The sequence below is a fragment of the Acidovorax kalamii genome, from assembly GCF_002245625.1.
Taxonomy (GTDB): Bacteria; Pseudomonadota; Gammaproteobacteria; order Burkholderiales; family Burkholderiaceae_C; genus Acidovorax; species Acidovorax kalamii.
Genome location: NZ_NOIG01000005.1, coordinates 72,241 through 88,949, shown reverse-complemented (window position 1 = coordinate 88,949; position 16,709 = coordinate 72,241). Strand labels below are relative to the sequence as shown.

Here is a 16,709-nt window from a genome sequence, read left to right as displayed (position 1 = left end):
TCAATCAGCCGCCATGAAGCACGATGAATGGCTGACCCCGCCGGAGATCCTGCGCCCACTGGGTCAGTTTGACCTGGACCCATGCGCCCCAATCATGCGCCCTTGGGACACGGCGGCGAAGCACCTGAACGTGAACGACGATGGCCTAAGCCAGCCATGGCAGGGCCGGGTGTGGTGCAACCCGCCCTTCGGGCGCGAGGCCGTGAAGTGGCTCAATCGGCTTGCGCAGCACGGCAACGGCATCGCCCTAGTCCCGGCCAGGACGGAAACCGCCATGTTCTACGCCTGCGTTTGGGGCGTGGCGGATGCTGTCCTGTTCATCAGGGGGCGCCCTCATTTTCACCACCCATCGGGCGAGCGGGCCGCGTTCAACAGCGGGGCCCCAATCTGCCTGATCGCCTACGGAAAACACAACGCTGACGTGCTGCGGGCTGCTGGGCTTGGGCATGTCGTCAATTCGAAAGACCCATCATGACAAACCAACAAGGGGCGCCAGAAGCGCTGCGCACCATCACCCGTTACGAGGTTGTTGACTGCATCGACAGCAAACACGTTCCTGCCGTCATCCCGAACAAAGACGGGCCGTGGGTGCGCTACGAAGACCACCTTGCCGCCCTGGTAGAGGCACAGCAGCCCGCCCCATCGGCTGCGGCAGGCATGGACGAACTGCTGGCGATTGCCAAGCGGCTGGCGGTCGCAACCGATGAGGGCGATGACCAAGCGCAGGGAACTCACTACGTCGATAAGCAGGGGCTCATACGGTGCAAGGGTTCTTTCCTGTCTCTGATAGAAGACGCCCGTGCCGTCATCTGCTCTGCAGCACCCCAGCCCTCCCCCACGCCCCAGGCAGACAGCCGGCCAGCGCCCGTGCTGGGCTACCCGCAGTTGCCCGAGCCGCAATATCAAATGGGCGGCAAGGGGCACAGCGATGCCGCCATGCGCGCCTACGTTGACGCCGACCGCGCAGCCCGTGCCCCGGCAGACAGCGTGACGGCACCAGCGGGTGGGGTGGTGGATGGATGGAAATTGGCACCGAAAGAGCCGACTTTGCACATGGGCTGGGCGTATCTTGACGCTGCAAAGGAATCGGACCCGCTAAGGACGCACACGTTCAACCACGCAGGCTACCGGGCCATGCTCGCCGCAGCCACCACCCCACCCGCCCAGGCGGCAGACAGCGTGCTGGAGGATGCGGCACGGCTGAAAGAAGCTGTTGGCTTGCTGGAAGAGCTGGCCGAGCACGATAACTACAGCACCGAATACGACGGGCGGATGCTTTACATCTGCCCCGAGTGCGGCGAACAGGACGGTGAACACCGGGCCAACTGCGCTTTCGTCCGCGCCAAGGCCTTTCTCGCAGCCCGCAAGCAAGGAGGTGTGTGATGCAGTTCTGGGAAAGAGTAAAAAGCGCCAACCGGGAGCAGGACGATCCCTACTACGGCGTCATGCGCCTCGCTGGCGATGGAATGGAAGCTCTGCGCCAGTTGTTCCCCGATGGGGCTGCAAACGATCTGAATTTCGTCTTGTTTTCCACAAGCGGAGTTCACGGCACATATTGCACGCTGGAGGCCGCCGAATCCGAAGGTTGCGACGTTACGTTTCTCGTCGTCCAACCAAGGATTGTTGGCTTGCGGTACGGCAACTGCACCCCGAAGACGCAGGACGATTTTCAATTTCTTCGCAAATTGCGCGAGTCCAGTCATTTGGCAGTGGGTTCAATTGGGTGCAAGCAAGGAGCAAACCATGACTGAGCCGACACGACCATGCGGCACCTGCGGGATGCCGTGCACGCCAGGCGAGTACCACCCATACGCAGCGTGCCTGATGTTCAAGGCGTGCCACGACTCCGAGACGGTGCGCGCGAATCTGGAGGCTGTACGGGGCACGCCGCCAGCAGTGGCGGGGGAGCCGTGGGGCGCCTGTGTTGGCGGCCGCGTGTTCGTCGGCGGGTTGCCTGAGCATGCGCGCAAGCTGGCCGAGGCAGAGAACCTACCAATCCAATGGCTCTACACCACCCAGGCGCAGGCCGGGGCGCCATGCAGGAGAAACCCGTTCTACCATGGGCCGCGCAATTGCAGCCGTGGGACTGTCGGGTGTTGCGAAGACCATGGCGCCAAACCACAGGCGCAGGCCGGGGCGGTGCCGCTGACGGAGCATCAGATCGTGCACGACGGCTTGATGATGACGCCGAATTCCGTGTTCAAGGATGGCGCTGCGTTGTTTGAGGCTGGTGTGCGCTTCGCAGAGCGGCACCACGGCATCAAAGGAGGCCAGCATGGCGCTGACACCTGACAAAGTCCAAGCCCTTGCCCATCAAGCCAGCACCTACGCCTGCCAAGCTCTCCTGAGCAATGACCGCTGGCAGGAAGTGCGGGATCAGAAGTTCGCGGAGCTGGTGGAAGCGGAGACGCTGCGGCGGTCTGCGGAGCCGGATCTCACGAAGCTCACCGAGCGCGGTGCAAAGGCCTGGGCAGGGGTGGATCCACAGAAGCTGCGCGAAGGAGAACCACATGGCGTCCCGCCGACTACGTGAGCGCGGCGACAAGCGCGAGCGCTGGGACTTCCAGCCCGACTGGCGCGATGAGCGCGACCAGGATGAAGAAGAGCTACCGGAGCGCGAAGAGCCGGAGCCAATTCCCACAACCCACTAGCCCCGCCAAGGGGCTTTTCTTTTTGGAGGTCAGGAATGAGCGAATATCTCAGCAATGCTGAGCTTCACCAGCTCACAGGCTACGCCCGCAGCGCGGAGCAGACGGCCTGGCTCAAGTTCCGCAGCATTCCGCACAAGCAGGACGGCTCGCGGGTGATCGTGTCGCGCGTCCATGTGCAATCGTGGCTGGAGGGCAAGCCCGTGCTGGCCCGTGCTGGCATGAACGTGGCCGCAATCAGGTAGGAGGGCCCATGGCCAAGATCACGAAGTACCCACGCCTGCGAACGAAGGTCTACCGTGGCAAGGGTGGGCAGGCCTATGTGTACTACGTGTACGACATGCGGCCTGAAGGAAAGCCAGATGTGCGCCTGGGCAAGGACTACGCCCGGGCGATTGAGCAGTGGGAGCAGCTGCACAACAAGCGGCCGCAGACCATCGGGCGCATCGAGGAAGCGCTCACGCGCTTTGAGAACGAGGTGCTGCCGGCATACGACAGCGACGAGACGCGCAAGGGCTACACCAAGAACCTGCGCGCGCTGCGGCCCGTGTTCGGGCAGATGGTATGGGATGAGGTGGATTTGCCCGCGCTGCGCTTCTACCTTGACCACCGCACCGCAAAGACCCAGGGGAACCGGGAAATGTCGCTGCTGCGAGTGGTGTGGGGCAAGGCCCAGCTGTGGGGAATGACGCGCCTACCGTGGCCAGCGGCCGACGTGAAGGGCTGGAAGAACCCGGAGAAGGCCCGGGAGTTTGAGGTGACAGGGGCCATGTTCGCCGCCGTCTATGCGCAGGCCGACCAGGTGCTGCGCGACTGCATGGACATTGCTTCTGCCACGGGGATGCGAATAACCGACGCGCGCACCGTGCGCATGCCAGTCGATGGCGTCATCACCCACCGAGCGAGCAAAACAGGCAAGCAGGTGCGGTTCGTTGTAGCAGAGTCGCCCGTGCTCACGGCGCTGGCGGCCAGGCGCGAGGCGATGCGGGCGCACAGCGTCATGCTGTTGACCACCGCCACCGGGAGGCAGGTCTCACCGACGATGCTGCGGGACCGCTGGGACGATGCCCGGGACCGCGCCGCGCTGGAAGCCGAGAAGGCTGGGGACAAGGAACTGGGCGCACGGATCAGGGCGATGTACCTGCGAGATATGCGTTCGCTCGCCGCCGACCTGGCGCAGGATCTGGAGCAGGCGGCCAAGCTGCTGCAGCACAGCAGCAAGGCTCTGACAGAAAAGCACTACCGGACAAAGCCCCAGACACTGCGGGCGGTGAGGTGAAATCGTAGGCGCAAAAACTCCGCCATCCTGCGAACAAACTCCCGACTCCATGCGCCAAAAATAGGCCCGCAGGCCGCGCCAGCGCTCGTTTCTGGTGGGGACTCAAAATCCCCCGCCGCAAGGCGTGCCGGTTCGATTCCGGCCCCGGGCACCACGAACAAGTCCGCAAGAGCACTGCCTCTTGCGGACTTTTTTATTGGCCTGGGTGTCTACCCCCTGCGCCGCTGCGCAGCGCGCAACTCCTCCAGCGCCTCCTCCACAGCGCGCCGGTACTCCGGCGTCAGCCCTTCGCTCTTGAGTTCCCGCTCGTGAAACGACACGCGGCGCGGGTTTTTGATGAGGTCCTGGATCACGATGCCCTTGAGCTTCAGATAGACAGCCTGGTTCATGGGGGTCTCCTGCAGGTGCCAAGAGCCCCGATGATCCCTCCAATGGGCGGGCAATGCCATCGGTTTGTTGCCCGGTTGCCACCCTGGCTGCACCCAGTCAGGGCGCCACGCGCTGCGCCGCCAGGGCGATGAAGTCCTGCTCATAGGCCCCGATGGAGGCCACAGCCTGCAGACGCTGGGCGGGGGTCATGGCGCTGTGCACCAGTGCAAACCCGGCGCAGCCTTCGTCCACCAGCGTGGCGGCGTAGCGCTGGTAGGCGGCATCGGGGGATGTGTTGAGGCGGGCCAGGTAGCCGCGCAGCAGGGTGCGGGCCTGCTCGGTGTTGCCGCGCTCTGCGGCGATCTTGCGCAGCACCTGCACCAGGTCTTGCTGGCGGCGTTGGCGCTCGGCATAGGTGCGCTGCGGGTCAAAGGATGACCGGGCGATGTAGCTGCGCAGCGCGGCCTTCTGGGGCTCTTGCAGGGTGCCGTAGAAGTCTTCGGTGCGCGACAGCAGCAGCTGGTAGCGGTGCTCGCGCAGCTTGTCCGGGGGCAGGTCCAGCCACTCTTTTTTCCAATCGGCATTGCTGTCGGCCTGCTTTTTCTGCAGGCTGCGGATCTGGGACTCGCTCAGGTCCGAGGCCAGCCACACCAGCGAGGGCTCGGCCCGGGCCAGCAGCTGGTCGATCTGGGTTCGCAGGTCGGCATAGGCGCGGCAGGCCTGCTCGGCGGACATGGGGGCGGGCAGCTGCTGACGCAGCTTTTGCAGCAGCCCGGCGTGCTCGGGCAGCAGGGTGTCGCGGTGCCAGCGGTGCAGGTCGGCCAGCTCGTCGCGCACCCGCTCGGCCTGCGGCTGCGTCAGGTCCAGGTACCGGTTGAGCTGCCACGACAGCAGCTGTGGGGCCTGGTTGTAGGCCAGCTTCACGGTGCTGCAGCCCGCCATCAGCAGGCCGGCCAACACCAAGCCAACCACACCCAGGGTGGTGCGAAGAGGAAACATGCGCAGACCTCGCAAAGAAGGCCGCAGGATAGAGCGAGAACCCGGCGGCTGCCCTGCCCTCGCGAATACCCCGGCAGGTGCCACTGAATTGGGCACTGTGCGCCGCCCCGCAACCGCACCCACCACGCCCTCGCCAAAACAGGGGGCGCAAAACATCTGCTTACCAATCCAGGCCCTCTGGCGGGCTGCAACGGGCCAACAGCCTCTATAAACAGCGCGCGCCATCTTGCCGCGCCCAGAGCACAAGACCAACTACCAGGGAACGCTGAATTCGCCCCCTTACGCAACCCCTCCCCCCCGGACCAGGGGCTGCGACCCAAGGGATGCACTCAGCGCCACGCCCATCCGAGAGGGAACTCCATCGCCATGACCACCACCGCCACACCCGCAACGGGCGAACTTCAACAATTGCTGGCCACCCTGATGGCGGCCGACGACATCGACGACCACGACCTGGAGCTGGCGGACTCTATCGTCCAGCGCTTTCCAACGGCCTGCGAGGCCCTGCAGGCCCGCGCTCGCATCCACCTGCGGCTGGAAGATGCAGAGGCCGCGCGCAGCGACCTGCAGGCTGCCCAGGCACTGGACGCCACACACTGGGGCAATGCCTGGGTGCGCTGCCTGCTTGCACATGCCGAAGGCGGGGCCGCGCTGCAGGAGGCGCTGACCCTGGGGCAACAGGTGCTGGCTACCCACCCCACGCACCTGGACACGCTGATCACGCTGGGCAAGGTCCACAAGGCGCTGGACGCGCCCGAAGAAGCCGCCGCCTGCTACCGGCAGGCCTGCCAGGCCCACCCCGCAAGTTTTCGCGCGCACAACCTGCTGATGCAGGTGTTGTGCGAGCTGGGCCGCGAGGACGAGGCCATTGCCCTGATCCGCGCGGCGCAGGTGCCCATGCACAGCTACCACATGGCCATCGAATACAACCTGGGCACGCTGCTGATGAAAAAGAGCCCCAGGAAAGCCATCGAGTTTCTGGACATTGCGCGCCAGAAGATGGGGCGCATCAACAACGTGCAGCACAACCGGGCGGCCTGCCTGGAGAAGCTGGACCGCTACCAGGACGCCATCGACGAGTGGAGCGACCTGCTTGAGCGCGAACCCGACTGGGACTGGCCCCGCGCTGGCCGCGCCCGCTGCTACCGCGACCTGGAGCAGTTCGACGCCGCGCTGGCCGACCTGCAGCGGCTGAAGCAGGCAGACCCCACATCCACCCAGCACCTGACGCTGGAGGCCACGATCCATTTCGACCGCGCCGACTACCCCGCCGCACTGAAGGCCCTGCAGGCGCTGGAGCAGGCCAACGAACTGCAAGGCGAGTTCCTGACCAATCTGCTGGGCGCCACCTACAAGAACATGGGCGAGCTTGACGCCGCCCGCCCCTATTTCGAGCAGGCCATTGCCGACGACCCCGAAAGCTACCGCGCCCTCAATAACCTGGCCTTCTGCCTGCTGCACAACGGACGCCCCAACAAGGGCGAGGCCACGCGCGCACTGGCCGTGGCAGAGGTCGCCATGGCACTGCAGCCCGCGCAGTGGGCGCCTCGCGAGCACCGTGCGCGTGCGCTGCTGGCGTTGGACCGCACCAAGGAGGCGCTGCAGGTGTTCGACGCCTGGTGCGCCTCCCACCCCGACGACGGCACCGTGGCCCTGAACTACGCCACCGCGCTGCTCGACGCCGGAGACCATGCGCAGGCCGCGCAGCGGTTTGAACAGTTGATTGCGCGGGGCATCAGCGTGCCCTATTGCCACTGGGGCCGGGGCAAGGCGCTGGGCCGGCTGGGCAAGAAGGAAGAAGCGCGGGCCCTGCTGCTCAAAGCCCAGCACCTGTACACGCTGGAGGGGCAAACCAGCAGCGCAGAGACCTGCGCCGAAACCCTGGCCGATCTGGAAAAACCAAAGTCCTGGCTGCGGCGGCTGATGGGCGGGTGATATCCGGCAGAGAACGGGCGCTGCCAAAGGCAGGGCCGGGCTGTTGAGGACCGCCCCCGCAAAAAACCTAGTTGTCCTGCCGCCGAATCAGTTGGCGGCCGCTGGCCGTGATGGACAGCTCTCCCCCAGGTCCCTTGGTGACAAACCCCCACTCCAGCAGGCGCCCGGAAACATGGTCCTTGAGCGCGTGGGGCAGCGTGATGACTTCGCCCATCTCAAGTTGCTTGAGGGTTGCGATCTCGTCCACGGTGGGATCGAAATGCGGAGCGTGGTAAGTGGTCATGGTGGTCGCTCTCCAACGGGGTTGGTGAAAGAAAGACTGACTTCCGCGCAACCAGATTAGTTCAGCGCCAGGGGCAATGCAAGCGCGTCATCCCGCAACCGGGGCACCACCCGCTTCGGCCATGTGCTGCAGCCAGCGCGCAAAGGTGGCCAGCACCGGCGGCTGGGCCTGCGCGGGGCTGATGAGGTAGTAGGCACGCTCGCCGCGCAGGGGGCGGTTGCAGGCCACCACCAGCTCGCCGCTGGCGAGTTCGGCCTCGATCAGCAGCGGCGGGATCAGCGCCACGCCCATGCCGTGCGTGGCGGCCACGGCCAGCATGGAGAACAGCTCGTAGCGCGGGCCATCCAGCGCGTGCGGCGCATCCACCCCCATCGCATCAAACCACTGCCGCCAGCCATACGGGCGCGTGCTTTGCTGCAGCAGCGGCAGCTCGGCCAGCGCCTCAGCGGCCACGGGCTGGTGGGCGCGGCCCCGGCCCCGGGGCGCGGCCGATTCGAGCAGGCGCGGGGCACACACGGGCACCACGTCCTCGTGCATCAGCAGTTGCGCCTGCACGCCGGGCCAGTTGCTCACCTGCTCGGGCGTGCCCGCGTACAGCGCGGCATCAAACGTGGTGTCGGCAAACAGAAAAGGCCGCGTCTGCGTGTCGATGTGCACCACGATGTCGGGGTGCGCCTGTGCCAACTGCGGCAGGCGGGGGATGAGCCAGCGCGTGGCAAAGGTGGGCACTGCCGCCAGCGTGATCGTGCCGCCCTCGCCCTGGTGGGCCATCACATCGAGCGTGTCGCGCTCCAGCCCCTGCAGCCAGCGCGCCACCTGGCGGCCGTAGTGCGCTCCGGCGGGCGTCAGCACCACGCCGTGGCGCGTGCGGCGAAACAGCGCCACGCCCAAAAACTCTTCCAGCGCCTGGATCTGGCGCGACACCGCGCTTTGCGTGAGCGACAGCTCCTGCGCGGCGCGGGTGTAGCTCTCGTGGCGGGCGGCGACTTCAAAACAGGCCAGGGCTTGGGTCGATGGAATGTTGCGGCGCATGATGAAGAGGAACTTGTAAAGAAGCCACCAGCCCTTGAAGCTAGCTGCGGCAAGTATTCCATACATTCCATAAACGCATGTCTGGATGAAAAGAACTCGCTTGCAGGCCACTGCCCCCAGGCCTACGATGCGCCCCAGATTCGTTTTTTCCTCACCCCCTTTCCGACCTGGAGACACACATGGCCCACGCCGCTTTTCAATGGGATGACCCGTTCCTTCTGAGCCAGCAACTGACCGACGACGAGCGCGCCATTCGCGACGCGGCCGCAGCGTATTGCCAGGACAAGCTGGCACCCCGCGTGCTGGACGCCTTCCGCCACGAAAAGATGGACGTGAGCATCTTCCGCGAGATGGGCGAAGTGGGCCTCTTGGGCCCCACCATCCCCGAGCAATACGGCGGCCCCGGCCTGAGCTATGTGGCCTACGGCCTGATCGCCCGCGAAGTGGAGCGTGTGGATTCGGGCTACCGCTCGATGGCCAGCGTGCAGTCGTCGCTGGTGATGGTGCCCATTTATGAATTCGGCAGCGAAGCCCAGCGCCAGAAGTACCTGCCCAAGCTCGCCAGCGGCGAGTGGATCGGCTGCTTCGGCCTGACCGAGCCCGACCACGGCTCTGACCCCGGCAGCATGGCCACGCGCGCCTACAAGGTGGACGGCGGCTACAAGCTCAAGGGCAGCAAGATGTGGATCACCAACAGCCCCGTGGCCGACGTGTTCGTGGTCTGGGCCAAGGAAGTGTCCGAAGGCGGCGCGGTCGGCCCGATTCGCGGCTTCGTTCTGGAGAAGGGCATGAAGGGCCTGACAGCCCCTGCCATCCACGGCAAGGTGGGCCTGCGTGCGTCGATTACCGGCGAGATCGTGATGGACGACGTGTTCGTGCCCGAAGAAAACGCCTTCCCTGAAGTGCAAGGTCTGAAGGGCCCGTTCACCTGCCTGAACAGCGCGCGCTACGGCATCGCCTGGGGTGCCTTGGGTGCGGCCGAGTTCTGCTGGCACACCGCCCGCCAGTACACGCTGGACCGCAAACAGTTTGGCCGCCCCCTGGCCGCCAACCAGCTCATCCAGAAGAAGCTGGCCGACATGCAGACCGAGATCGCCATCGGCCTGCAGGCCTGCCTGCAGTTCGGCCGCATGAAGGACGCGGGCACGGCCAGCGTGGAAGGCACCTCCATCATCAAGCGCAACAGCTGCGGCAAGGCGCTGGACATTGCCCGCCTGGCGCGCGACATGATGGGCGGCAACGGCATCAGCGACGAGTTTGGCGTGGCCCGCCACCTGGTGAACCTGGAAGTGGTGAACACCTACGAAGGCACGCACGATGTGCACGCGCTGATCTTGGGCCGCGCCCAGACGGGCATTGCTGCGTTCTCGAACTGAGGTATGGAACTCCCCTCTCCCCTCGCGGGAGAGGGGCAGGGGGAGAGGGGGCAGCGACGCATACGTTATGCCTCATCGCCCCTCTCCCCAACCCTCTCCCGCGAGGGGAGAGGGAGCGTTCAGGGCGCATCGCCGCAAATTCCCAGTACTTTAGGTCGCTAGCGCTTATTGGATAAGCACTGGCAGCTATCAAATTCATAGTTCATCAAAACCATGACCACCTCCCCCTCCAACGCTGGCGCCCTCGCAGGCATCAAGGTGCTCGACCTCTCCCGCGTGCTGGCCGGGCCGTGGTGCACGCAGATCCTGGCCGACCTGGGCGCGGATGTGGTCAAGGTAGAGCGCCCCGGCGTGGGCGACGACACGCGCCAGTGGGGCCCGCCCTTCTTGAAGGACGCGGACGGCAACGACACCAACCAGGCCAGCTACTACACCGCCTGCAACCGCAACAAGCGCTCCGTCACCATCGACATGGCCTCGCCCGAGGGCCAGGCGCTCATCAAGCAGATGGCGCTGGAGGCGGACATCGTGGTGGAGAACTTCAAGGTCGGTGGCCTGAAGCAATACGGTCTGGACCATGAAAGCCTGCGCGCACTCAACCCGCGCCTCATCTACTGCTCCGTCACCGGCTTTGGACAAGACGGGCCTTACGCCGAGCGCGCAGGCTACGACCTGATGGTGCAGGCCATGACGGGCCTGATGAGCATCACCGGCCAGGCAGACAACCAGCCCGGCGGCGGCCCGATGCGCGTGGGCGTGGCCGTCATCGACCTGTTCACCGGCCTGTACGCCAGCAACGCCATCCTGGCCGCACTGCACGTGCGCGACAACGCGGTGAACGGCACGGGCCAGGGCCAGCACATCGACATGGCCCTGCTCGACGTGGGCATGGCCGTGCTGGCCAACCAGGCCTCGGGATTCCTCGCTACGGGCAAGGCGCCCGGGCGCATGGGCAACAGCCACCCCAGCCTCGCGCCCTACCAGGACTTCCCCACCGCCGACGGCAACATGCTGCTGGCCATTGGCAACGACGGGCAGTTCCAGCGCTTTTGTGCCGCCGCCGAGCAGCCCCAGTGGGCCAGCGACCCGCGCTTTGCGACCAACACCCTGCGCGTGCAAAACCGCACCGCGCTGATCCCCGCCATGGAGGCCGTGACCCGCACGCGCACCACAGCCGAATGGATCACGCTGCTGGAAGACAAGGCCGTGCCTTGCGGCCCCATCAACACCATTGCCCAGGCGTTTGACGACGCGCAGGTGCAGGCCCGTGGCCTGGCCGTGACGCTGCCGCGCTGGAAGGACGGCGACGCCGCCACCGACAAGGTGCAGCAGATCACAGGCGTGGCCAGCCCGCTGCGCCTGTCGGCCACGCCGCCGGTGCTGCGCAATGCGCCGCCTGCGCTGGGGCAGCACACCGATGAAGTGCTTGCAGAGATGGGACTGGATGCGGCGCGCATTGCCGCGCTGCGGGCCCAGGGCGTGGTGTAGCGGCACGCTTTTCCATCCACGCCACAACGCCCCGCGCCGACAGGATGCGGGGCGTTGGTGCTTCCGGGGTTATTGCACGGACTGCGCGGACTGCACCGGCAGTTCTGCCGCCGCCAGCAGGCAGTCCGTCACCTCGTCAGAGAAGTGCATCAGGCGGCCGTCCAGCCAGACGGCATCCGATCCATTCGGGTCCGGCGCAGCGGGGGGCAGACCGTGGTCCAGCAACGCCTGTGCGCAGCCTGCCCAGTCGCCGCCTGGCTCCGGTGTGTTGATGGAACCCCAGGAGAGCGCACCGCAGGCGTTGTCCTCAAAACCGTGCTGCGCCTGCCAGCGCGCGCCATGCTCCAGCACAAAGCGGGTGAGCGCCGCATCGCCCCGGAAGATGGCATGGTGTAGCGCCGTGCCCGCCCAGTCGCCACCCGGCGTGTCGATAGGCCAGCCCAGACGCACCATCAGCCGCACGGCATCGCCGCAGTCCGGCTGCGCGGCCAGCTCGGGCAGCAGGCGCTGATGGGCGGGCGACAAGCCCTGCACCAGGCCAGGCTGCGCGGCCAGCAGTGCGCGCGCCTGGGCTTCGTCGCCTTGCGCACAGGCCGCTACAAAACGCTCGTCGGCGGGAGGCGCTGCCACGCCCAGCACGCCACGCAAAAAAGCCGCCACATCCGGCAAGCCGTAGCGCAGCGCCTGCAGGTGCGCGGGCGTGCCTTCGGCCGTGCACACCTGCGGGTCTGCCCCGGCTGCCACCAGCGCCTGCACATGCGCGAGCGACCGGCGGCGGCGCAGCGCCCACAGCAGCGGCGCGGTGCCGGGGGCGCTGCCGCCCAGGGGTTCGTTGGGGTCGGCGCCATGGGCCAGCAGCAGCTGCAGTGCAGGCAGGTCGTCCATGTCGAGCACGCGGTGCAGCGCGTTGGTGCCCGGCACGCGCGCACCGGCCTGCAGCAGCAGGCGCGTGCACTCCAGGCTGCCCAGCGCGTGGTACAGCGACTCGCCATCGTTGGGGCTGGCGCCCGCATCCAGCAGCAGCCGGGCGATGCCCGCGTGGTGGTGGGCACCGGCCGCGCCGTACAGGGCCGACAGCGGGTGCGCGGCATCGGGCGCATGCAGCGATGCGGGCGGCCAGCGGCTGCCCACGCGCTGGTTCGCATCGGCGCCTGCCTCCAGCAACAGGGCCACGCAGGCCTGCAGCCGGTCGGCAAACGCGGGCAGCCGCGCCAGGCTGGAATGGGTGACGGCGAGCAGCGGCGGCAGCTGCAGCGGCCCGCCGGGCTGGTGCACCCAGGCGGGGTCGCGCGCCACCTGGTCGCGCAGCCGGGCCACATCGCCCACGGCACAGGCCAGCCAGATGTCCTGCTCCGCCTGCGGCACGGCGCCCTCGGCCCAGAGCTGCTCGGCCAGCGCGGGCCGCGCCGTGTGGTTGCCACCGGCGATGTCGCCTGCGTAGACTAGGCGCAGCCACAGCAGCACGGCACGTGCGGGGTCGTCTGCCAGCGCACGGCGCGCCAGCACAAAGGCCTGGAACTGCGGCCACGAGGCAAAGCCGTGCTCACGCGCCAGGCACCACTGCGCGTGGTGCAAACGCAGGTCGGTGCCTGCGGGCAAGGCCAGTGGCGCCAGGCGCGCCAATGCGGCGGCATCGCCTGCGCGGGCCTCGGCCAGCAGGGTTTTGGCTTGTTTCTTGAGATGGCCCAGGTCGGGCCGGGGGGGAAGACGTTTCACGAGTACCTCCGTGCATCGAACGCCGACGGCCTGCAGTTCCGGCAGCACAAAGGGGAAGTGATGAACAAACTCAAGGAGTTAGTCGGCAAGTGGGTTGCACCCTGTCCGCAGGCCCGGGCGCGGCTTGCTTCCGCGCAGGGCGGGATCTTACCCGCGCCGCCCAGCAAAATGTTTGTACAAAAAATTACAAACGCTCCACAATGCGGTGAAGCCCCCATTTCGCGGCCCCAGCGGCGTTTTTGGTGCCTATCTGCAGTCTTCTTCACTCCCCCACGCTGGTTGCCACAAAACCAAGGAGTCCGCCATGAAGCTCAGCCTCAAGCTCCCCCTCGCCTTCACAGTGGCCTTGCTGCTGCTGTTTGCGGCGGCGCTGTTTGGCATCAGCCGCCTGAACCAGGCCCTGGACACCTACCAGACCACGGTGGCGCAAAGCTATGAAAACGAGCGGCGGGCCTCGTCCATGCTCAACAGCTTCAAGGTGCAGGTGCAGGAATGGAAAAACGTGCTGCTGCGCGGCAAGGACCCGGCCCAGCTCACGCGCTACTGGACCGCATTTGAAAAGCAGGAAAAGGCCATCAAGGACGAGGCGCAAAAGCTCATGGCCGCCCTGCCCCCTGGCGACGGGCGCGAGCGCGTGAGCCAGTTTGCGCAGGCGCACGAGCGCATGGGTGCGGCCTACCGCAAAGGGCTGGAGGCCTTCAAGGCCGCCGACCACGACCCGCAGGCGGGCGACAAGGCCGTGGCGGGCATGGACCGCGAGCCCTCGCAGCTGCTGGACCAGGCGGGCGACCTGATTGCCAAGGCCAGCAGCGAGGTGGCCGAACGCGCCGCCGCCACCGCGCAGCGCGCCACCACCATCAGCCTGGGCGTGATGCTGGTGGTATGCGCCCTGGGCATTGCGGGGGCCGTGGCCTTCAGCCGCACGGTGGTGAACCCGCTGGACAACGCGGTGCGCGTATCGCAGGCCGTGGCCAGCGGCGACCTCACCGTGGCCGCACATGTGCAGGGCAAGGACGAGATTGCGATGCTGCTCAACGCACTGCATGCCATGCAGCAAAGCCTGTCGCGCGTGGTGAGCAACGTGCGCAACAACGCCGACAGCGTGGCCGCCGCCAGCACCGAGATCGCACAGGGCAACAACGACCTGAGTGCGCGCACCGAGCAGCAGGCCAGCGCGCTGGAAGAGACCTCGGCATCCATGGAAGAGCTGAGTTCCACCGTGCAGGCCAATGCCGAAAACGCGCGCCAGGCCAACCAGCTGGCGGTGAGCGCCAGCACCGTGGCCGTGCAGGGCGGCGACGTGGTGGCCGAGGTGGTGACCACCATGAAGGGCATCAACGACAGCAGCAAGAAGATCGCCGACATCATCAGCGTGATCGACGGCATTGCCTTCCAGACCAACATCCTGGCGCTGAATGCCGCCGTCGAGGCGGCCCGGGCTGGTGAACAAGGCCGGGGCTTTGCCGTGGTGGCCAGCGAAGTGCGCAACCTCGCGCAGCGCAGCGCCGAAGCCGCCAAGGAGATCAAGGGTCTGATCCACGCCAGCGTGGAGCGCGTGGAGCTGGGCACCACGCTGGTGGACAAGGCGGGTGCCACCATGACCGAGGTGGTGGCCTCCATCCGCCGCGTGACCGACATCGTGGGCGAGATCAGCGCGGCCAGCAGCGAACAGAGCGCGGGCGTGGCCCAGGTGGGTGAAGCGGTGATGCAGATGGACCAGGCCACGCAGCAGAACGCGGCGCTGGTCGAACAAAGTGCAGCCGCCGCCGACAGCCTCAAGGTGCAGGCGCAGCAGCTGGTGCAGGCGGTGGCAGTGTTCCGGCTGGCAGAGACAGATGCCCCGGCCCTGGCACACCCCACGGCACCCATGGGCCGCCAGCCCCGGCTGGCCGCGACCTGAGCGGCTTTTTATGGATAAAAAAGGCCGTTACCGCACGTCCACCATGCCTATATAGCTATATATTTAATAGCAATACGGCGTTAGCAGGCGCGGCAGTGGTGCGGTGCCAGGCCCGCTCAGGCAGCCACGGCCTCAACCGCCGCAGGCGTGGCCTGCTGGGGGGTGGCCAGCGTGGGCGATGCCAGCTTGCGCAGGTAGGCCATGGTCTGCAAGCAGGCTTGGGCCACCTCGGTGCCCTTCTTCACAAAATGCTCGCGGAAGAAGCGCACATGGTCTTCGTGGTCATGGAAGTCGCGCGGCGTGAGCACGGCCGACATCACGGGCACCTCGGTGTCGAGTTGCACGCGCATCAGGCCGTCGATGACGGCGGTGGTCACAAACTCGTGGCGGTAGATGCCGCCGTTGACCACCAGCGCACAGGCCACGATGGCGTCGTAGCGCCCGCTGCGCGCGAGCTTGCGGGCCAAAAGCGGAATCTCGAACGCACCGGGCACGTCGAACAGCGCCACCTGCGCGGGCGGCAGGCCGTGGCGGTCGAACTCGGCCAGGGCCGCGTCGCGCGCCTGGTGCACGATGTCCTGGTGCCAGCTGGCACTGATGATGGCCACGCGGGCGCCACGGTGGGCGGCGACGGGGGCCAGGGGAGAGACGGAAGAAGTAGCAGAAGACTGATTCATGGGTTCCTCAAAACAGGTCGTACCAGAATCAGGGCGCGCGCGAGCACGGCACCTGCACAGGGCGGCGCAGGCCTCAGGCGCTTGCACGCGGGCTTTGAAAACACGCAGGCAAACACCATAGGCCCAGCCACCCATGGCGGGAGCTGTGGGTTTCGCGATCTCTTTCATCCGGACTGTGACCGTCGGCTCTGGCATCGCACCAGATCTGCTGACCCTGCAGGCCTGTTCCGAAAAACGGCACCGCAGGCGCTCGCGGGCTCTTGCGGGCTTTTCAGCCAACAAATACCGCCGGTGGGGAATTCCGCCCCGCCCTGAGAACGCTGTCGGCCCCGAAGGTCATCCGGGGCCGACAGGTGGGATTTTAGGCGGCGGGCACGCAGCACGCCGTCACGCAGGCGATTGCCTGCACTGGCAGTGCCGGTTTCTGCGGCGGTGGGCTGTATTGAATGCCGAAGTCTGCTCAGCGCACGCGCTGAAACCCGCCTTCGGCCCAGGCCGCTGCGCTGGCGGGTGTGAGCTTGAAGGTGGGCGGCGCGGACGCACGGGCAACCTCTTCACCCAGCTCGTCCTGCGCGCTCAGCGTGGCCGTGGCGCCTTCTTCATCGGGCACGATGGCCAGCGCCACGCGCAGGCGCTGGCCGTCTGCGGTGGTGACGTGCACGCTCTTGTTCAGCTGCGCGTGCAGTTGCTGCTCATGGCGGCGCACCACCTCGCTCGCGGTCTTGACCAGGGTGTGGAAGGCCGACACATCGAGCGGCTTGGGGTTCTTCTTGTCGCGGCCCATGGTCCAGGGGCCCACCAGCGCGGGTTCGGCCTCGCCCTTCAGTGTCATGGCCACGGCCCAGCCGTCGTCGTCTTCGTTCTTGATGACCTGCGCCGTCCAGCGCCCATCGCTCCAGCAGCGGGGTTCCTGGATGGTGTCGGGCATGTCGGGTGCGTCGGTCATGGAGAAAAAGGCCTGGATTGCGGGAAAGGGCGCAGAGCATAACGGCAGGGCTTGGCGGCCC

Annotated in this window: 19 protein-coding genes, 1 tRNA gene and 1 riboswitch; of the genes, 13 read left to right on the top strand and 7 right to left on the bottom strand. The window is 66.7% G+C overall.

The window, feature by feature from the left end; all coding sequences use genetic code 11:
• The first annotated feature begins 13 nt into the window (after positions 1–13).
• The 9 genes from CBY09_RS08010 to CBY09_RS23835 all read left to right on the top strand — a co-directional run bounded on the left by CBY09_RS08010 (position 14) and on the right by CBY09_RS23835 (position 4,081).
• Positions 14–475 carry a phage N-6-adenine-methyltransferase gene (locus CBY09_RS08010; protein WP_240515639.1) on the top strand — a complete coding sequence of 154 codons (462 nt, stop codon included), beginning with the start codon at positions 14–16 and terminating at the stop codon, positions 473–475.
• Entirely contained in the window at positions 472–1,383 is a 912-nt protein-coding gene (locus tag CBY09_RS08005) for a hypothetical protein (RefSeq protein ID WP_094288268.1), read from the top strand. The genes CBY09_RS08010 and CBY09_RS08005 overlap by 4 nt, the downstream gene beginning before the upstream one ends.
• On the top strand, positions 1,383–1,751 hold the full coding sequence (locus CBY09_RS08000) for a hypothetical protein (RefSeq protein WP_205734114.1): 369 nt from the start codon (positions 1,383–1,385) through the stop codon (positions 1,749–1,751). Before CBY09_RS08005 ends, CBY09_RS08000 begins: the two co-directional genes overlap by 1 nt.
• On the top strand, positions 1,744–2,292 hold the full coding sequence (locus CBY09_RS07995; protein ID WP_133066252.1) for a hypothetical protein: 549 nt from the start codon (positions 1,744–1,746) through the stop codon (positions 2,290–2,292). Before CBY09_RS08000 ends, CBY09_RS07995 begins: the two co-directional genes overlap by 8 nt.
• Positions 2,276–2,533, top strand: a complete 258-nt coding sequence (locus tag CBY09_RS07990) for a hypothetical protein (RefSeq protein WP_094288264.1) — start codon at positions 2,276–2,278, stop codon at positions 2,531–2,533. Before CBY09_RS07995 ends, CBY09_RS07990 begins: the two co-directional genes overlap by 17 nt.
• Entirely contained in the window at positions 2,511–2,651 is a 141-nt protein-coding gene (locus tag CBY09_RS23950; protein WP_205734113.1) for a hypothetical protein, read from the top strand. The genes CBY09_RS07990 and CBY09_RS23950 overlap by 23 nt, the downstream gene beginning before the upstream one ends.
• A gap of 35 nt (positions 2,652–2,686) precedes the next feature.
• Positions 2,687–2,893: a DUF4224 domain-containing protein gene (locus CBY09_RS07985; RefSeq protein ID WP_094288262.1), complete on the top strand. Its 207-nt coding sequence runs from the start codon at positions 2,687–2,689 to the stop codon at positions 2,891–2,893.
• Positions 2,894–2,901: 8 nt separating this feature from the next.
• Positions 2,902–3,927 carry a site-specific integrase gene (locus CBY09_RS07980; protein ID WP_240515638.1) on the top strand — a complete coding sequence of 342 codons (1,026 nt, stop codon included), beginning with the start codon at positions 2,902–2,904 and terminating at the stop codon, positions 3,925–3,927.
• A 72-nt stretch (positions 3,928–3,999) separates the two neighbouring features.
• Positions 4,000–4,081: transfer RNA gene (locus CBY09_RS23835), tRNA-Leu, on the top strand.
• 55 nt (positions 4,082–4,136) lie between these two features.
• Here CBY09_RS23835 and CBY09_RS07975 read toward each other — a convergent pair.
• Complete coding sequence (locus CBY09_RS07975) at positions 4,137–4,316, bottom strand: hypothetical protein (RefSeq protein ID WP_094288260.1); 180 nt, start codon at positions 4,314–4,316, stop codon at positions 4,137–4,139.
• A gap of 97 nt (positions 4,317–4,413) precedes the next feature.
• Positions 4,414–5,295, bottom strand: a complete 882-nt coding sequence (locus CBY09_RS07970) for a DUF6279 family lipoprotein (RefSeq protein ID WP_094288258.1) — start codon at positions 5,293–5,295, stop codon at positions 4,414–4,416.
• A gap of 366 nt (positions 5,296–5,661) precedes the next feature.
• Here CBY09_RS07970 and CBY09_RS07965 point away from each other — a divergent pair, with 366 nt between their 5' ends.
• Complete coding sequence (locus tag CBY09_RS07965) at positions 5,662–7,230, top strand: tetratricopeptide repeat protein (protein ID WP_094288256.1); 1,569 nt, start codon at positions 5,662–5,664, stop codon at positions 7,228–7,230.
• Between the two features lie 67 nt (positions 7,231–7,297).
• Here CBY09_RS07965 and CBY09_RS07960 read toward each other — a convergent pair whose 3' ends face one another.
• Together CBY09_RS07960 and CBY09_RS07955 are read right to left on the bottom strand one after the other, a co-directional pair.
• Positions 7,298–7,513 carry a hypothetical protein gene (locus CBY09_RS07960; RefSeq protein WP_094288254.1) on the bottom strand — a complete coding sequence of 72 codons (216 nt, stop codon included), beginning with the start codon at positions 7,511–7,513 and terminating at the stop codon, positions 7,298–7,300.
• Between the two features lie 87 nt (positions 7,514–7,600).
• Positions 7,601–8,545, bottom strand: coding sequence for a LysR family transcriptional regulator (locus tag CBY09_RS07955; RefSeq protein WP_094288591.1), 945 nt, complete (start codon positions 8,543–8,545; stop codon positions 7,601–7,603).
• Positions 8,546–8,724: 179 nt separating this feature from the next.
• Between CBY09_RS07955 and CBY09_RS07950 the strand changes: the two genes are divergently transcribed.
• Positions 8,725–9,921 carry an acyl-CoA dehydrogenase gene (locus CBY09_RS07950; protein ID WP_094288252.1) on the top strand — a complete coding sequence of 399 codons (1,197 nt, stop codon included), beginning with the start codon at positions 8,725–8,727 and terminating at the stop codon, positions 9,919–9,921.
• Positions 9,922–10,134: 213 nt separating this feature from the next.
• Positions 10,135–11,409: a CaiB/BaiF CoA transferase family protein gene (locus CBY09_RS07945; protein WP_094288250.1), complete on the top strand. Its 1,275-nt coding sequence runs from the start codon at positions 10,135–10,137 to the stop codon at positions 11,407–11,409.
• Positions 11,410–11,478: 69 nt separating this feature from the next.
• On the opposite strand, the gene CBY09_RS07940 is transcribed toward CBY09_RS07945, so the two are convergent.
• Positions 11,479–13,125, bottom strand: coding sequence for an ankyrin repeat domain-containing protein (locus CBY09_RS07940; RefSeq protein WP_094288248.1), 1,647 nt, complete (start codon positions 13,123–13,125; stop codon positions 11,479–11,481).
• A 304-nt stretch (positions 13,126–13,429) separates the two neighbouring features.
• Here CBY09_RS07940 and CBY09_RS07935 point away from each other — a divergent pair, with 304 nt between their 5' ends.
• On the top strand, positions 13,430–15,025 hold the full coding sequence (locus tag CBY09_RS07935; protein ID WP_094288246.1) for a methyl-accepting chemotaxis protein: 1,596 nt from the start codon (positions 13,430–13,432) through the stop codon (positions 15,023–15,025).
• Positions 15,026–15,141: 116 nt separating this feature from the next.
• Here CBY09_RS07935 and CBY09_RS07930 read toward each other — a convergent pair whose 3' ends face one another.
• The gene (locus CBY09_RS07930; protein ID WP_094288244.1) at positions 15,142–15,702 is read right to left on the bottom strand and encodes a 6,7-dimethyl-8-ribityllumazine synthase; all 561 of its coding nucleotides are present in this window, start codon (positions 15,700–15,702) and stop codon (positions 15,142–15,144) included.
• A gap of 152 nt (positions 15,703–15,854) precedes the next feature.
• A riboswitch (FMN riboswitch) is annotated at positions 15,855–16,025 on the bottom strand.
• 137 nt (positions 16,026–16,162) lie between these two features.
• Entirely contained in the window at positions 16,163–16,648 is a 486-nt protein-coding gene (locus CBY09_RS07925) for a hypothetical protein (protein ID WP_094288242.1), read from the bottom strand.
• Positions 16,649–16,709: the final 61 nt, after the last annotated feature.

Bases quoted from the DNA above. Each gene is read 5' to 3' on its own strand.
- CBY09_RS07945 (WP_094288250.1), top strand. From the start codon at position 10,135: ATGACCACCTCCCCCTCCAACGCTGGCGCCCTCGCAGGCATCAAGGTG.
- CBY09_RS07990 (WP_094288264.1), top strand. From the start codon at position 2,276: ATGGCGCTGACACCTGACAAAGTCCAAGCCCTTGCCCATCAAGCCAGC.
- CBY09_RS07985 (WP_094288262.1), top strand. From the start codon at position 2,687: ATGAGCGAATATCTCAGCAATGCTGAGCTTCACCAGCTCACAGGCTAC.
- CBY09_RS07975 (WP_094288260.1), bottom strand. From the start codon at position 4,316: ATGAACCAGGCTGTCTATCTGAAGCTCAAGGGCATCGTGATCCAGGAC.
- CBY09_RS07930 (WP_094288244.1), bottom strand. From the start codon at position 15,702: ATGAATCAGTCTTCTGCTACTTCTTCCGTCTCTCCCCTGGCCCCCGTC.
- CBY09_RS07980 (WP_240515638.1), top strand. From the start codon at position 2,902: ATGGCCAAGATCACGAAGTACCCACGCCTGCGAACGAAGGTCTACCGT.
- CBY09_RS07955 (WP_094288591.1), bottom strand. From the start codon at position 8,545: ATGCGCCGCAACATTCCATCGACCCAAGCCCTGGCCTGTTTTGAAGTC.
- CBY09_RS07970 (WP_094288258.1), bottom strand. From the start codon at position 5,295: ATGTTTCCTCTTCGCACCACCCTGGGTGTGGTTGGCTTGGTGTTGGCC.
- CBY09_RS07965 (WP_094288256.1), top strand. From the start codon at position 5,662: ATGACCACCACCGCCACACCCGCAACGGGCGAACTTCAACAATTGCTG.
- CBY09_RS07960 (WP_094288254.1), bottom strand. From the start codon at position 7,513: ATGACCACTTACCACGCTCCGCATTTCGATCCCACCGTGGACGAGATC.
- CBY09_RS08010 (WP_240515639.1), top strand. From the start codon at position 14: ATGAAGCACGATGAATGGCTGACCCCGCCGGAGATCCTGCGCCCACTG.
- CBY09_RS08000 (WP_205734114.1), top strand. From the start codon at position 1,383: ATGCAGTTCTGGGAAAGAGTAAAAAGCGCCAACCGGGAGCAGGACGAT.
- CBY09_RS08005 (WP_094288268.1), top strand. From the start codon at position 472: ATGACAAACCAACAAGGGGCGCCAGAAGCGCTGCGCACCATCACCCGT.
- CBY09_RS07935 (WP_094288246.1), top strand. From the start codon at position 13,430: ATGAAGCTCAGCCTCAAGCTCCCCCTCGCCTTCACAGTGGCCTTGCTG.
- CBY09_RS07995 (WP_133066252.1), top strand. From the start codon at position 1,744: ATGACTGAGCCGACACGACCATGCGGCACCTGCGGGATGCCGTGCACG.
- CBY09_RS23950 (WP_205734113.1), top strand. From the start codon at position 2,511: ATGGCGTCCCGCCGACTACGTGAGCGCGGCGACAAGCGCGAGCGCTGG.
- CBY09_RS07950 (WP_094288252.1), top strand. From the start codon at position 8,725: ATGGCCCACGCCGCTTTTCAATGGGATGACCCGTTCCTTCTGAGCCAG.
- CBY09_RS07925 (WP_094288242.1), bottom strand. From the start codon at position 16,648: ATGACCGACGCACCCGACATGCCCGACACCATCCAGGAACCCCGCTGC.